Source organism: Streptomyces sp. NPDC033131, assembly GCF_055578365.1.
In genome coordinates this window covers 50,243-64,313 of the sequence record NZ_JBVIPA010000021.1, presented here as the reverse complement: position 1 = coordinate 64,313, position 14,071 = coordinate 50,243, and the positions used below count along the sequence as shown (strand labels likewise).

Below are 14,071 nucleotides of genomic sequence, written 5' to 3'. Positions count from 1 at the left end.
ATGCCCCGTGCCGGTGATCGGCAACCCGAAGGGGGCCGGGCGAGTTGACGGCGCCCGCTCCGGTGCGTGCGCCCCTGCCGTCCGCGCGACCGGCGACGGTCAGACGACGACCACCTCGCCCCCCGCCCGCCGGCAGAGGTCCAGGGTGTGCGGATCGGCGCCGCCGGTCGTGATCACGACGTCGACATCGGCGAGCGAACAGATGCGCAGCGAGCCCGTGCCCGGGAACTTCGCCTCGGACGCGACGAGGACGACCCGGTCGGCGGCCTCGATCATGGCTTGCTTGATCGGCGCCTCGACGGCCATGTCGTCCACGACGTGGCCGTTGGTGCGTACCCCCGTGCAGCTGAGCATCACCAGGTCGGCGCTGACCTGACGCAGTGCCGTCTCGGTCAGCGAGCCGACGAACGACTGGTAGTTGCGGCGCAGGACCCCGCCCAGCAGGATCAGCCGGACGGCCTCGTCGTCCCGCAGTTCGTCCACCACGGCCAGGTTGCTGGTGATGACGGTGACGGGCCGGCCTTTCAGTCGGCGGGCGATCCGCTGGGTGCTGGTACCGATGTCCAGCACGATCACACTCTCGTCCGGCACGAGCGCCGCGGCGCGCTCGGCCATGGCTTCCTTCATGGACTGGTCGTGGGACGCCGAGATGCCGAAGGGCTCCTCCTCGGCCGGTGCGCGCAGTGACAGTGCCGCGCCTCCGTAGGTGCGGATCAACTCGCCGTTGCGGTCCAGCAGCTTCAGGTCCCGGCGGATCGTCGACTCGCTGACCTGAAGGCGCTCCGCCAGGTCGCGCACGGAGGCCACCCCGGTCGCACGGATCGTCTCGAGGATCCGTGCGTGTCGTTTGCTCGAAGTCACGAGGAGAGCCTAACCGGATGACCGACTTCGGTCATCGAGCTGGGGAAACAGGCTCGTTACTGACCGACTCTTGTCATGACATGGTGTCCACGCTCATAGTTGAGCAGCATCCGAGAGTGTCCCCCTACTCCTCAGGAGCGTCCGGGATGGTGCGACAGTTGCGAAGAGCCAGGGCCGCGGCAGTGGCGTTCGCCCTTGGTGCGACGCTGGTGCTGGTGGCGGGTGCGCTGCCCGCTCAGGCGAGTACGCCGAGCACGTCGAGTGCCCCGGGAGCAGCCGTGAACGCGCGCGACAGGGCCTCCGCGGCCGTCGAGGCGATGATGGAGTTCTACGACGAGGACTCCGGCCGCTGGGATCCGGAAGCACCGTGGTGGCAGTCGGGCAACGCGCTCCAGGCGCTGCTGGACTACACGGCGAAGACCCGGTCCAGGCAGTACCTGCGGCAGATCGACAACACCATCGAGCAACAGCGCAAGCCCCTGCCCTGGTGGCCGGAGGGCGGCGGCGAGTTCCGGGCCGACTCCACGGACGACACCGGCTGGTGGGGACTCGCCATGACCAGCATGTACGACCTGACGCGCGATCAGGAGTACCTGAAGATCGCGAAGCTCGACGAGGAGTACATGTACAAGTACTGGGACGACGTCTGCGGCGGCGGCATCTGGTGGGACATCCCGGCCGCGACCTACAAGAACGCCATCAGCGTCGAGCTGTACATCAAGCTCGCGGCGGCCCTGCACAACCGGATCCCCGGTGACACCGTCTACTTGACGCGCGCGCTCACCGCATGGAAGTGGCTCAAGAACAGCAGCATGATCAACGGCGAGAACCTGGTCAACGACGGGCTGAACACCCAGGGCGGCGGCTGCGCCAACAACGGCGGCATCACCTGGACGTACAACCAGGGCGTCGTGCTCGGCGGACTCGCCGAGCTGTACCGGGCCACCGGCGACCGCGGACTGCTCAGGGACGCACGGAAGATCGCCGACGCCGTCGTCGGCAGCCCCCTGCTGTCGCCGAACGGGATTCTGACGGAGCCGTGCGAGGCGACCGGTACCTGCGGGTCCGACGGGACGGCGTTCAAGGGAATCTTCGCCCGCAATCTCGGCGAACTCGACGCCCTGCTGGCGGGCCGTCCCTACCGGGGCTACCTGCTCGCCCAGGCCCGCTCCGCCTACCAATACGCTCGCAACAGCTCCGATCAGTACGGGACGAGCTGGTCCGGTCCGTTCGACCAGGCGAGCATCGGCAGGCAGGAGTCCGCCGTGTCGCTGCTCGTCTCCGTCCTCTGACCCGGACCCCTCACAACGGTGTGCCGCGCGGCCCGTGCCGTGCCGCGCGGCTCCCTCATCCGGTGAACCAGCCGAAGGACGGCGGCAGTCCGGTGGTGAAGGGGGCGATAGTGACCCTGCGGGTATGAGGTGTCAGTACGGGCGGTCGCCGGCGATGGCGACCCGTTCCGCGACCCGTCGGTGCGGCGCGTAGTCGTTCACCGCGTAGTGCTGGGTGGCCCGGTTGTCCCAGAACGCGACGTCACCCGGCTGCCACCGGAAGCGCACCTGGTACTCCGGCACGTGGGCCTGCTGTGTGAGGTAGCGCAGCAGCCGGTCGCTCTCCGCGCGTTCCATGCCGGTGATCCGGGTGGTGAACGAGGTGTTGACGAAGAGGAGCCGTCGTCCCGTCTCCGGGTGGGTGCGCACCACGGGATGTTCCACGGGCGGGAAGGCGGACTGGAACGGTTGGAGCCGCTCGGGTGGGTGGAAGCGGGCGAAGCCGGGGATGAAGTCGTGCACGGCGGTGGCCCCGTCGACGCGGTCCTTCACCTCCTGCGGCAGGCTGTCGTAGGCGGCGGCCATGTCCGCCCACATGGTGTCCCCGCCGAACGGCGGCACCTCGTGCAGCTGGAGCACGGCGCCGAGCGCCGGCCGCTCCCGGAAGGTCACATCGGCGTGCCAGACGTTCTCGAAGGTGAGCGCGGCGCCATCGCCCTTGTCGAAGCGCACGACGTCCTCGCTGGAACCCTGGGCGAGCAGCGGGTTGGTCTCCAACGCCCCCCACTGCCGGGCGAAGTCACGCTGTTGCGCGGAGGTCAGCCGCTGGCCGCGGAAGAAGAGCACCTTCCACTCCAGCAGCGCGCGGTGCAACTCCTCGCGCAGCGCGTCCCCCAGGGGCCGGGCGAGACTGATGCCGTGTATCTCGGCCCCGATCGTGCGTCCCTGCGGCACGAGCTCGATGTGCTCGTACGGGCGCTCTTCCCATCCCTCGGGCACCCGGCGCAGGACACGCGCACCCTCGTACATCCCGTCCTCCGGTACGCGCGCCTCGCGCAGCGTGGACTGCGGCCCGGCGTTCGTGACAGTCATCGAATCCCTCTCCTCGTACGCGTTCCGCGGGTGACGGACGGCAGCTGCCTCAAGACGCGTGTCCTCGCGTTCCGCGAACGGAGAGGTTCGTGACGTGGTGCGGACCTGTGCCCCGAGTCGTCCGGAGCGTGAGGAAGGAAGGAGACCGGCCCGGGCTGCCACGCGACGCGAGCACACGGCTCGGTGGCAGTCCGCTAGCGCCCTGAGCGCTCGCATCCGGTCCGATCGGGGACCAGTGAGGGCCCCGTCGTGTCGAACCAGTGTCCGGTCATGGCGACGATTGTGTGAGCGGGGCTGTGCCCTGTCAACGGGGCCTCGCCGGTAGTGCAACCTTCGGGTTGCGCCTAAGGCCGTCGACGTGCAACCCTGGAGTTGCACAGCCGATGACGCAACGAAGGAGTTCCCTCATGAGCGAGGACCGGATCGAGCGCGAAACCCTGATCGCGGCACCCCTGGAGCGGGTCTGGTCGCTGGTGGCCCAGCCCGGCTTCTGGGTGGCCGACAAGGCGAGCCTGCCCGGCACCGTCGCGAAGGAAGGCGAGTCGATGGTGGCGAAGAACGCCGAACACGGGGACTTCCCGGTGCGCGTGGAGAAGGTCGAGCCGCCGACGTATCTGGCGTACCGCTGGACCAGCGCGTTCCCGGGCGAGGAACTGCGCGAGGACAACAGCACCCTCGTGGAGTTCACGCTGACCCCGGAAGGCGACGGGACGCGGCTTCGCGTCGTGGAGAGCGGCTTCGCGGCACTGGCCGGGTCCCAGGAGCTGCGCAGCCAGAACCTGAAGGACCACGCCCAGGGCTGGCCGCTGGAGCTCGACGCGCTCAAGACGCGCGCCGAACAGCCCTCCGCGTGACGCCGGAACACCGCGACGCCGGTGAGGCGGTCGACAGCGTCCTCGCCGCTCTCGCCGATCCGACCCGACGCCAACTGCTCGACCTGCTCGCCGCGCGGGGCGAGGCCACCGCGACGACGCTCGCCGAACCCCTCCCCGTCTCACGGCAGGCAGTGGTCAAGCACCTCGCCGTCCTGGACGCCGCCGGCCTGGTGTCCGGCAGCCGGGTGGGACGCGAGGTGCGCTATGCCGTCCGGCCCGCGGCGCTGGACGCGACGGCGCGGTGGATGGCCTCGCTCGCGGCCGACTGGGACCGACGGCTGGCGAACATCAAACGCGTCGCCGAGGCAGCGGAGCGCGACTCGCGCTCGACAGGACCCGAATGAGCCCCGCCGACGGGCCCTGGTCACACACCGGGGCCCGCAGCGTCCGTCCCCGCCGGGCCTCGCGCTCGACAGGACCCGGCCGAAAGAAGCACGCCATGGATACGACAGCCCTTCGCGGTGCCTACGCCACACTGCTCGACGTGGCGGCCGGCCCCGACCTCGGCGACGCGGCGGACGGGGGATGGGACGCCGACCGGATACTGGCCCACCTCCTCAGCGTCGACGCCGCTACCGCGGCGGTCGCTCTCGGTGTCGTCGCCGGCTCGCGCCCCACCTTCGACAACCGGATCTCCCTCGACACCTGGAACCTCGACCGGATCGTCGCCGAGCACACCGGCAGGGCGGACCTGGCCGGGCACGTCCGGAGCCAGGCCGCCGTCCTGTGCGACATCGTCGACCAGCTCAACGAGGAGGCCGCCGCGGTCCTGGTGCCGTCGCTCCTGCTGTCCAACGGGGCACTCGTGCTGGACCAGCCGATTCCGCTCGCGGCCCTCATCGACGGCCTCGCCACCGACCACGTGCCAGGACACACCCGACAGCTCCTGGACCTTCGCGTCGCCGTCCCCGGACGCACCTGAAAAGGCGTCAGTCCCCTTCGGTCGCGCGTGCGGTCGCGGACGCGTCGGCCGACTCCAGGGCGTGGTCGATGAAGCGCTGGGCGATCGGCGGCAGGGCGCGGGAGTTCAGCCAGGCGATCCCGATGTCCCGGGCGCCGCGTACGTCGGTGATCTCCAGGTAGCGGATCGGGGCGTCCGCGGTCGCCGTGCCGTCCGGGGACGAGGGGATCAGGGACACGCCGAGACCCGCGGCGACCAGGCCGCGCAGGGTCTCCACCTCCTCGCCCTCGAAGCCGACGAGCGGTGTGAAGCCGGCGTCGCGGCAGAGCGTCTCGGTGATGTCACGCAGCCCGTATCCGGCCTTGAGGAGGATGAACCGCTCCTCGGCCACCTCGGCCAGGCGGGCCCGCCGGCGCCCGGCCAGCCGGTGACCGGCGGGCACGGCCAGCCGTAGGGGTTCCACCAGGAGACGCCGCCACGTGATCAGCGGGTGCGCGGGCTCGACGCCCGTGATGATCAGGTCCGCGGTGGCGTCGAGGAGGTGCCGCGTCAAACCGGTCTCGCCGTCCTGATGCAGCTCGAACTGGGCCTGCGGGAGGACCTGCCGGAATTCCGTGACGAGCCGGGGCACAAGCCAGGTGCCCAGGGTGTGGAGGAAGGCCAGCGACACCACACCGCCGTCGGGGTCGACCATCTCGGCCACGGCCCGCCGGCCCCGGTCGTAATCGGCGAGCACGGAGTCGACGTACTCCTTGAACACCCGACCGGCGGGGGTGAGCCGCAGAACGCGTCCGACGCGCTGGAGGAGTTCCGCGCCGACCTCGTCCTCGAGCCGGTTCAGGGCCCGCGACAGGGCGGGCTGGGTGATCCGGGCGTCGGCCGCGGCGTCGGTCACCGTCGTTCCCTCTGCCACGGCCTGGAAGGAGCGCAGCACCTCAAGGTCCATCCGGCCATTCTCCCCGGTCATGGATCAGGGAGGATCCGGGCGGGACCGGCATGGATCACCGACCGCACGGCAGGAGGCAGCCGCGATCGCCCGTGCCGGCGCGCAGGACGTCTATCGGTTTGAGGCCGCCGTACCCGCCACCGCCTGCGCGGTCACCTTGTCGCAGAGCCGCTCCGCCGCCGTGATCGTGCCCTCCAGATCGGGCAGCGACCGGCCGGGGCGGGCCGGTTCGCCGCGGGCGTGGGCCACGGCCCGGCGAGCGTCGGCCAGCTGGTGGTACGCGGCCCGGCGCAGCGACTGCCGCTGGACCCGGCCCGCTTCGGGGGCGACGTCGCGGTAGCGTCGGGCGGCGGCGACGGCGGCCTCGGTCTGCGCCTCGGCCCGGTGCGCCGCGGAGTCGGGCCACACCGCGAAGTGCGCGACGAGCACCAGCGCGGACGCCAGGGCGGTGTCCACAATGCGCGTGCCGTACAGCGGCCGGTCGTCGCCCAGCAGGTCGAGGAGCACGAACACGACCGCCGTCAGGCCCAGCGTGGCGAGCGCGTAGTGATGGCGCACGCCGACGGCCATCAGCGCGCCGAAGACGGCCACGACGCCGATCACGGTGTAGGCGCCGGGAGCGAGCAGGGACACCGCCCCGATGGCGGCCACGCCGACGACCGTGCCGACGCAGCGGTGCAGTGCCCGGGTGAAGACCGGCCCGAAGTCGGGTTTGTAGACGAAGGCCACCGTCATGGGGAGCCAGTAACCACGGGGCCCGTGCAGTGCCTCGGCGAGCAGATGGGCGACGAGTACGCAGCCGGTCAGCAGCGTGACGTAGCGCAGGCGCGCCGCCCGCCCGGGCCACGAGTGCGCCGGCAGGCGCAGCGCCGGGCCGGCTGCGTCGGCTTCGCTGCCTGCGGCCGCGCACACGTCGGCCAGGGCGCGCCTGCCCGGCGAGTCGGTGTCGAGTGCCGGCACCGCCTGCTCGGTCGCCGGAACGGCCGGGGCCGGAGCCGAGTAGTGGCCCGACAGCAGGCGCTCCGCCAGGTGCAGCGGTACGCCGGTCACGGCGGGCGGGAGCGGACGCGCCTCCCACATCAGCGCCGTCACGGCCTCGCCCAGCTGTACGGCACCGTGGAACGCCCGGACCAGCTCCCGGAGCTCCGCCTGCTGCCGCTGCCGGGTCCGCGGGGCGAGGTGGGCCGCCATCACCTCGTGGGCGTGGTTGAGGGCCAGCGTCATCCGTCGGCGGGCCCCTTCGGCGTCGTGCGTGCCGGCCGCGGTCAGCGCCTCGGCCGCGCTCCGGTACACGGCGAGCACGGCGGCCCGCTCGACGTGGTGCCGGCGCCACAGCCACGGGGCCGTGGACAGCACGAGGACCAGGGCGACACCGGCGAGCAGGGCCAGCGGCGGCTGCCACCACGGCCCCGGCACGGGGATGCCACTGCCGATCGTGACGCCGAGCAGCAGGTGCATGCCCGACACGGACGCGATCCGCCCCCGCAGACCGAGGGTGCCCGCCACGAGCGCGGCAGCCACCAGGCATCCCGCCACGGCCGCCCCTTCCCCGCTGCGCAGGGCGAGTTCACCGGCGAGCAGGCCGACCGCGCTGGACACGCCGGTCCAGCCCAGCCGCCGCACCCGCACCCGGTAGGGATCGGAACCGTCCTGGCTCACGCCCCACAGCGCGCCGATCGCCGCGATCACCGACGGCACCACCCAGCCCGTGAGCAGCCCGACGAACAGCGGCAGCGCGAGGGCGACGGCGCCCCGCGCGGCCGCCGCGAGCGGCAGGCGTAGGGGTGCGACGCCGGCGGCGGAACGCGGCCACCGCAGGCGGGGCGTACGGTGCGGACGGTGCGGTCGCCCGTTTGCTGCCGGCGTCATGCGGCCTGGTCCTTTCGGTCGTGGGGGCGGACATCGCGGGGGCGGGGGCCGACTTGGCCTGCGGATGCCCCGAGGCCGGAGTCAGCCGACCAGCTCGATGAGGAGCGGGAGGGTGACGAAGGAGAGGAGCAGACTCAGCACGACGGCGGAGCCGATGGCCTGGATGTCGGCCTTCGAGCCGTGACGGGCGGCGAACATGAGGGGGACGGGGGAGACGGGGAAGGCGACGATCAGCGCGGCCTGGGCGGCGTCGGCCGCGGAGGCCACGGCCAGACCGGCACCGTAGACGAGCAGGGGCAGGACGACGACGCTGGTGAGGGAGATCGCCCACACCGCCGGGGTCAGCTCGGGGCGGCCGATGCGGGACACGGAGACACCGACGTACAGCAGCGCGGCGGCCGACGAGGCCCCGGCGAGCAGGGTCAGCGACGCGTCGGCGACCTCCGGCAGACCGACTCCGCTCACCGACAGGATCAGACCCAGGACCGGGCCCCAGCAGAACGGCTCGCGCAGCGCGTGTCCCACGGTGCGCAGCACGGAGGGACGGTCCTCGGGCGACGCGCCTTTGGCGGCGACCGGCGCGGCGGCTTCCGCGGGCGCGCCGCCGCCGACCGTCACCAAGGCCGGCCGGCGCAGCGCGGAGGTGGAGTCCGCCGTGGTGGCGGCCGTCCCGCGCGCCCGGTGTTCCGGCATGCCGAGCAGGATGAGGACGACCGGGTCGAGGACGACGTTGACGAGGATCCCCGCGACGGCGATCGGCACCGCGGCCTCCGCACTGCCGAACAGGCCTCCGAGGATGGACGTACCCATGAAGGCGTACTGCGGCTGGACGCACGCCAGGGCGAACAGGGCCGCCTGCCGGAGCGGACGGCGGGCGGCGAGGCGCAGCACGCCGAGCAGGACGGCGTACACCCCGAGCAGCCCGAAGGCGAGCAGGCCCACCAGGGGCAGTTGCTCGACCAGCACATGTCGTGGCGTCTGCCAGATGCTCAGCAAGAGGGCGGCCGGCAGGGCGAGTTGCATGGTCAGCTCGCGCAGCGCCTGTGCCCCGCCGGCGTCGAAGAGCGCGCGGCGGCCGGTGCCGTAGCCGACCGCGATGATGAGGAAGACCGGCACCACGACGGTGAAGATCTCGGCGAAAGACATGCTGCGTCAATCCTTTGGAAACGGGGCTCGGCCACGGGGCCGGTGACGACACGTCAGAGAGCCGAGTCCTTACGGTTTGTCGGTTGCCGCGGGCGTGGCCCTGTCCGCGGCCCGGTGTTTCAGACGGCCTCGATCGGCGGGTACACCGGCTGCCACATGGCCGCGCGGACGCGCTCCTCGACGGTGTCGTCGGCGATCTCCCGGGCGACGCCGTCCTCGGTGGCGGCGCGGGCCACGGCCACGGCCACCGCGGTGGAGGTGTCACGCAGGCGGTCGATCAGAGGCAGCACCGGCGCGCCCGGCGCGGCGGCGTCGGTCTGGTCCGCGACGGCGCGCGCCGCGGCGACGAGCATGCCGTCGGTGACGCGTTCGGCGCGGGCGACGACGGCGCCCAGCCCCAGGCCGGGGAAGACCAGCGCGTTGTTGGCCTGCCCGATGTGGTGGGTGACGCCGTCGATCTCGACCGGGTCGAAGGGACTGCCGGTGGCGATCAGGGCCCGGCCGTCGGTCCAGCGGAGCAGATCGGCGGGGACGGCCTCGGCCAGCCTGGTCGGGTTGGACAGGGGCAGGATGATCGGGCGGTCGGTGTGCGAGGCCATGGCGCGCACGATGTCCTCGGTGAAGGCCCCGCCCTGCCCCGAGGCCCCGATGAGGACGGTGGGGCGCACGCGGTCGACGACCTCGGCCAGCGGGATGCCGCCGACGCTGTCGTCGCGCCGCCAGTCGGAGACCTCGGCGCCGCGGCGGACGTAGCGCGTCTGGAAGTCGCGAAGATCCCGCTGGCCCTCGGTGAGCAGGCCGTGACGGTCGACGGCCCAGATGCGTGCGGTGGCTTCCTGGGGCGTCAGCCCGTCGGCGATCAGCGCGTCGCGCAGCTGATCGGCGATGCCGATGCCGGCGGTGCCCGCGCCGAAGAGCACGATGCGGTTCTCGCGCAGCGGGACACCGCCTGCGCGTACCCCGGACAGTACGGCGGCCAGGTTGACCGCGCCGGTGCCCTGGATGTCGTCGTTGAAGGTGAAGACCTTCTCCTGGTACCGGTCCAGGACGCGGCGGGCGTTGGCCGGGCCGAAGTCCTCCCAGTGCAGCAGGGCGTCGGGGAACAGCTCGGTGGCCGCGGTGACGTACGCGTCGATGAAGGCGTCGTAGCTCTCGCGGTCCGCGCGCGGGTGCCGGTTGCCCAGGTACAGCGGGTCGTCCAGCAGTTCCTGCCGGTTGGTGCCCACGTCCAGCATCACCGCCAGCGTGCGGGCCGGGTCCACGCCCGCGGCGGCGGTGTAGACGGCGAGCTTGCCCACGGCGATGTCGATGCCGCCCACGCCCCAGTCGCCGATGCCGAGGATCGCCTCGCCGTCGGTCGCCACGATCAGGTCGACGTCACCGGGGCCCAGCCCGGTCGCGCGCAGGGAGCGCTCGATGTCCTCGGGCGCGTCCACCGACAGGTACACGCCGCGCGGGCGGCGGTACTCGTAGCTGTAGCGCTCGATCGCGGTGCCGACGGTCGGGGTGTACACGATCGGCAGCATCTCGGCGAGATGGTCGGCGAGCAGCCGGTGGAACAGCACCTCGTTGCGGTCGCGCAGCGCCGTGAGGCAGACGTTCTTGGCGAGGTCGTCGGGCTGGGAACGGAACTGCGTGTACGCGCGGGCGGCCTGCTGGTCCTGGGTCAGCACCTGGGGCGGCACCAGGCCCTCCAGGCCCAGATCCTGTCGCTCCTGCCGGGTGAAGGCGGTGCCCCGGTTCAGACGGGGGTTGTTCAGCACGGCATGCCCGCGGGCGGTCGTTCGGATCAGACCCTCGACGGCGTTCCTCCGCGTGCCCATGACTACTCCTCAACGGTCGGGAACTGGGGACACCGACCACCATGGGAGACCAGGGATGCATGCGTCCAATGCCTGGACTCCACCTGATCCATGACCTGTAGGCATTCGACCACCTGAACTGCGGTTCTCTCCGGGGCGGAGCCGCCCTGCGCGTACGAAAGTGACGGACGCCGCCCCGGGGAGGCCACCAGGGGTGACCGAGCCGATGATCCCCTCAGTCCTGTGGCAGGGGCCGCATCCGCAAGGTGAGGATCTGGAAGGGACGCAAGGCCAACTCGACCGTCCCCTTAGTGAGTTGGTGGCTCGACGGGTCGTCGAGGGGGCGTTCGAGCAGGTCGGTCGCGGCGACCGAGGCCAGAGCGAACCCGGGCGTGAGGGTGGCGCGGGCGCGGGTGCCGCGGGCCTCGTAGAGGCGGACGATGATGTCGCCGGTGCGGTCGTCGGCGAGCTTCACGGCCTCGACGACCACGCCTTCGTGGTCCACGGAGACCAGGGGGGCGACGGCCGCGCTGCCCGGCAGGGTGCGCTCGGCCAGGTTGAAGCGGTAGCCCTCCCGCACGGCGTCGGTGATGTCAGCGCCGATCACCAGCGCGTAGGCCAGCCGGTGAGTGCCCTGGTCGGCGTCGGGGTCGGGGAAACGAGCGGCACGCAGCAGGGAGAGCCGGACCGTGGTGGTCGTACCGCCGTCGGCGCGGACGTCGCGGGTGACGTCGTGGCCGTAGGAGGAGTCGTTGACCAGCGCGGTGCCCCAGTCGGGTTCGCCGACGTGCAGGAACCGGTGGGCGCAGACCTCGAACTTGGCCGCGTCCCAGCTGGTGTTGGTGTGGGTGGGCCGCTGCACGTGCCCGAAGGGGATCTCGGCGGTCGCGTGCGCGGCCCGTACGTCCAGCGGGAAGGCCGCCTTGAGGAGCTTTTCCCGCTCGTGCCAGTCGACGACGGTGTCGACCACGAGCCGCCGGGAGCCGGCCGGCAGGGTCAGGGTCTGCTCGATCCGCGAATCGCCGAAAGCCCGGACCACACGGACGCCGTCACCGGTCGCGGTGACCGACTCGGCCTCGGTGAGGTCGCGGACCGTGTTGCGGTAGAAGACGTCGACGTCCCACGCGTCCCACTGATTCGGGAAGTCCTGATGGAGCTGGAGCAGGTTGCCGACCGCGCCGGGAGCCAGAGCCTCCCGGTCCGCGGCGAGGTCGTAGGCGGAGGTGATCAGGCCGCGGCCGTCCACCGTCACCCGGACCAGGCCGTTGTCGAGGACGAACCCGCTCCCGCCCGATTCCGCCACCGGCGGCACGGGCGGGTCGGCCGGCTCGGGGCGCAGGCCGGCACCGAGTGCCGGGACGCCGCCACGGGCGTGGGGCGCGGCGTTGAAGACGACCGTTCCTCCGGGCGGCCCGGCCAGCGCGCGCTGGGCCGTGCCGATCAGCTGCGTCAGCTCCCGGGCTACGGCCGCGTAGGTCTCCTCGGCTTCCCGGTGGACCCAGGCGATCGACGTGCCGGGCAGGATGTCGTGGAACTGGTGCAGGAGAACGGTCTTCCACAGCCGGTCCAGCGCCTCGTACGGGTAGGGGTGCCCGTGCCGCACGGCAGCCGTCGCCGCCCACAACTCGGCCTGGCGCAGCAGGTGTTCGCTGCGCCGGTTGCCCTGCTTGGTGGCGAGCTGGCTGGTCAGGGTGCCCCGGTGGAACTCCAGATACAGCTCGCCGGACCACACCGGGGCGCCGCCGTTCTCCTCGTACTCGGCGTGCGCGCGCTCGAAGAAGTCGGCGGGCTTGTCCATCTCGACCCGGGCGGAGCCCTCCAGGTTCCTCAGCCGGGCGGCGCGGGCGAGCATCTCGCGGGTGGGGCCGCCACCGCCGTCGCCGTAGCCGAACGGGATCAGAGACTGGTTGACGGCGGCCTTGTCCTGGAAGTTCCGTACGCTGTGGGCGACTTCGGCACCGGACAGGTCGCTGTTGTAGGTGTCGACGGGCGGGAAGTGGCTGAAGATCCGGGTGCCGTCGATGCCCTCCCACCAGAAGGTGTGGTGCGGGAACTTGTTGGTGGTGTTCCAGGAGATCTTCTGGGTCAGGAACCAGCGCACCCCGGCCAGCTTCATCAGCTGCGGCAGGGCCGCGTTGTAGCCGAACGTGTCCGGCAGCCACATCTCCTCGGTCTCGACGCCGAACTCCTCCAGGTAGAACCGCTTGCCGTGGACGAACTGGCGCACCAAAGCCTCACCGCCCGTGATGTTGGTGTCGGGCTCCACCCACAGACTGCCGGTGGGCAGGAACTGCCCCGTCTTCACCTTCTCCTGCGCCCGCGCGTACACCTCGGGCCGGTGCTCCTTCAGCCAGGCGAGCTGCTGCGCCTGGGACATGACGAACGTGAACTCGGGGTGGTCATCCATGAGTTGGGTGACGTTGGAGACGGTGCGGGCCACTTTGCGGACGGTCTCGCGCAGCGGCCACAGCCAGGCGGTGTCGATGTGGGCGTGTCCCACCGCCGAGAGCCGGTGCGCGCTCGCGTGCGCAGGAGCCGCCAGCACCGGGGTGAGGGCGGCTCGCGCCGCGGTCACGCCGCCGCTGACGTCCTGCAGGTCGATGGCGTCCAGGGCCTCCGAGACGGCCCGCAGGATCTGCCAGCGACGCGGGGACTCGGGGGACAGCTCGTGCATCAGCTGACCCAGGACGTCCAGGTCCTGTACGAGTTCGTGGACGCCCCGGTCGAAGACGGCGAGGTCGAGCCGTCGCAGCCGGTACAGGGGCTCGCCCGGGTCGGCGGCAGGGTCGCCGAGCCAGGGCGCCCGCCCGCCGACCGCGGTGGGCCCGAAGGTGAGCTCGTCGGGGCCGGTGTGCATGACGACCGGGTTGGCGGCGGCCTCGACGAAGGCCACGAACTCCTCGCCGCCTGCTGCTGCTTCGGCGACCGGAAGCCAGGTGTTGCGCGGGTTGAGCGCCTTCACCGCGGTGCCGTCGGCTCGGTAGACCAGCCCTTCGGCGGAGAAACCGGGGGAATGAGGGGCGAAGCCCAGGTCGAGTACGGCCTCGACGGTGGCGCCGGCCCACTCCGCGGGGATCCGGCCGCTGACCTTGAACCAGCTCGTGGTCCAGGCGGGTCCCCACCGGTCGCCGACGCGGGCCGGGCGGTAGGGCGCGGCCAGGCCCTCGTGGACCGGCACCGGTTCGCCGGGCACGTTCCAGACCTCCACGTCGAGCGGGACGGAACGGGCATGGACGGCGGGCCGCAGACGCTCGTTGAGTACGCGGGCGAGCCGCTGTTCGGTGACGAAACGGTCGTTGTGCATGGGG

At 72.0% G+C, this 14,071-nt stretch carries 11 protein-coding genes; 4 read left to right on the top strand and 7 right to left on the bottom strand.

Annotated features, from left to right (window positions below; translation table 11 throughout):
- Positions 1 to 99 precede the first annotated feature (99 nt).
- Positions 100 to 861: a DeoR/GlpR family DNA-binding transcription regulator gene (locus tag ACZ5XS_RS25515; RefSeq protein WP_468654968.1), complete on the bottom strand. Its 762-nt coding sequence runs from the start codon at positions 859 to 861 to the stop codon at positions 100 to 102.
- A 146-nt stretch (positions 862 to 1,007) separates the two neighbouring features.
- Here ACZ5XS_RS25515 and ACZ5XS_RS25510 point away from each other — a divergent pair, with 146 nt between their 5' ends.
- Complete coding sequence (locus tag ACZ5XS_RS25510) at positions 1,008 to 2,153, top strand: glycoside hydrolase family 76 protein (protein ID WP_468654966.1); 1,146 nt, start codon at positions 1,008 to 1,010, stop codon at positions 2,151 to 2,153.
- 132 nt (positions 2,154 to 2,285) lie between these two features.
- Here the strand turns inward: ACZ5XS_RS25510 and ACZ5XS_RS25505 are convergent, their stop codons facing one another.
- Complete coding sequence (locus tag ACZ5XS_RS25505; RefSeq protein ID WP_468654965.1) at positions 2,286 to 3,224, bottom strand: TauD/TfdA dioxygenase family protein; 939 nt, start codon at positions 3,222 to 3,224, stop codon at positions 2,286 to 2,288.
- Positions 3,225 to 3,631: 407 nt separating this feature from the next.
- On the opposite strand from ACZ5XS_RS25505, the gene ACZ5XS_RS25500 reads away from it, so the two are divergent.
- From ACZ5XS_RS25500 to ACZ5XS_RS25490, 3 genes are all read left to right on the top strand, one after another.
- The gene (locus ACZ5XS_RS25500) at positions 3,632 to 4,078 is read left to right on the top strand and encodes an SRPBCC domain-containing protein (RefSeq protein ID WP_468654963.1); all 447 of its coding nucleotides are present in this window, start codon (positions 3,632 to 3,634) and stop codon (positions 4,076 to 4,078) included.
- Positions 4,075 to 4,443: an ArsR/SmtB family transcription factor gene (locus tag ACZ5XS_RS25495; RefSeq protein WP_468654961.1), complete on the top strand. Its 369-nt coding sequence runs from the start codon at positions 4,075 to 4,077 to the stop codon at positions 4,441 to 4,443. The genes ACZ5XS_RS25500 and ACZ5XS_RS25495 overlap by 4 nt, the downstream gene beginning before the upstream one ends.
- A 95-nt stretch (positions 4,444 to 4,538) precedes the next feature.
- On the top strand, positions 4,539 to 5,021 hold the full coding sequence (locus ACZ5XS_RS25490) for a hypothetical protein (RefSeq protein WP_468654959.1): 483 nt from the start codon (positions 4,539 to 4,541) through the stop codon (positions 5,019 to 5,021).
- Between the two features lie 7 nt (positions 5,022 to 5,028).
- Here the strand turns inward: ACZ5XS_RS25490 and ACZ5XS_RS25485 are convergent, their stop codons facing one another.
- The 5 genes from ACZ5XS_RS25485 to ACZ5XS_RS25465 form a co-directional block, all read right to left on the bottom strand.
- Positions 5,029 to 5,967: a LysR family transcriptional regulator gene (locus ACZ5XS_RS25485; RefSeq protein WP_468654957.1), complete on the bottom strand. Its 939-nt coding sequence runs from the start codon at positions 5,965 to 5,967 to the stop codon at positions 5,029 to 5,031.
- Positions 5,968 to 6,057: 90 nt separating this feature from the next.
- Complete coding sequence (locus ACZ5XS_RS25480; RefSeq protein ID WP_468654955.1) at positions 6,058 to 7,815, bottom strand: FUSC family protein; 1,758 nt, start codon at positions 7,813 to 7,815, stop codon at positions 6,058 to 6,060.
- A gap of 81 nt (positions 7,816 to 7,896) precedes the next feature.
- Positions 7,897 to 8,961 carry an AEC family transporter gene (locus ACZ5XS_RS25475; RefSeq protein ID WP_468654953.1) on the bottom strand — a complete coding sequence of 355 codons (1,065 nt, stop codon included), beginning with the start codon at positions 8,959 to 8,961 and terminating at the stop codon, positions 7,897 to 7,899.
- A 119-nt stretch (positions 8,962 to 9,080) separates the two neighbouring features.
- Positions 9,081 to 10,784, bottom strand: a complete 1,704-nt coding sequence (locus ACZ5XS_RS25470; protein ID WP_468654951.1) for an NAD-dependent malic enzyme — start codon at positions 10,782 to 10,784, stop codon at positions 9,081 to 9,083.
- Positions 10,785 to 10,998: 214 nt separating this feature from the next.
- Positions 10,999 to 14,067, bottom strand: coding sequence for an alpha-mannosidase (locus ACZ5XS_RS25465; protein ID WP_468654949.1), 3,069 nt, complete (start codon positions 14,065 to 14,067; stop codon positions 10,999 to 11,001).
- Between the last annotated feature and the right edge of the window lie 4 nt (positions 14,068 to 14,071).

Coding starts and splice junctions, on each gene's coding strand:
- ACZ5XS_RS25505 (WP_468654965.1), bottom strand. CDS start 3,224: ATGACTGTCACGAACGCCGGGCCGCAGTCCACGCTGCGCGAGGCGCGC.
- ACZ5XS_RS25485 (WP_468654957.1), bottom strand. CDS start 5,967: ATGACCGGGGAGAATGGCCGGATGGACCTTGAGGTGCTGCGCTCCTTC.
- ACZ5XS_RS25500 (WP_468654963.1), top strand. CDS start 3,632: ATGAGCGAGGACCGGATCGAGCGCGAAACCCTGATCGCGGCACCCCTG.
- ACZ5XS_RS25470 (WP_468654951.1), bottom strand. CDS start 10,784: ATGGGCACGCGGAGGAACGCCGTCGAGGGTCTGATCCGAACGACCGCC.
- ACZ5XS_RS25490 (WP_468654959.1), top strand. CDS start 4,539: ATGGATACGACAGCCCTTCGCGGTGCCTACGCCACACTGCTCGACGTG.
- ACZ5XS_RS25480 (WP_468654955.1), bottom strand. CDS start 7,815: ATGACGCCGGCAGCAAACGGGCGACCGCACCGTCCGCACCGTACGCCC.
- ACZ5XS_RS25465 (WP_468654949.1), bottom strand. CDS start 14,067: ATGCACAACGACCGTTTCGTCACCGAACAGCGGCTCGCCCGCGTACTC.
- ACZ5XS_RS25475 (WP_468654953.1), bottom strand. CDS start 8,961: ATGTCTTTCGCCGAGATCTTCACCGTCGTGGTGCCGGTCTTCCTCATC.
- ACZ5XS_RS25510 (WP_468654966.1), top strand. CDS start 1,008: ATGGTGCGACAGTTGCGAAGAGCCAGGGCCGCGGCAGTGGCGTTCGCC.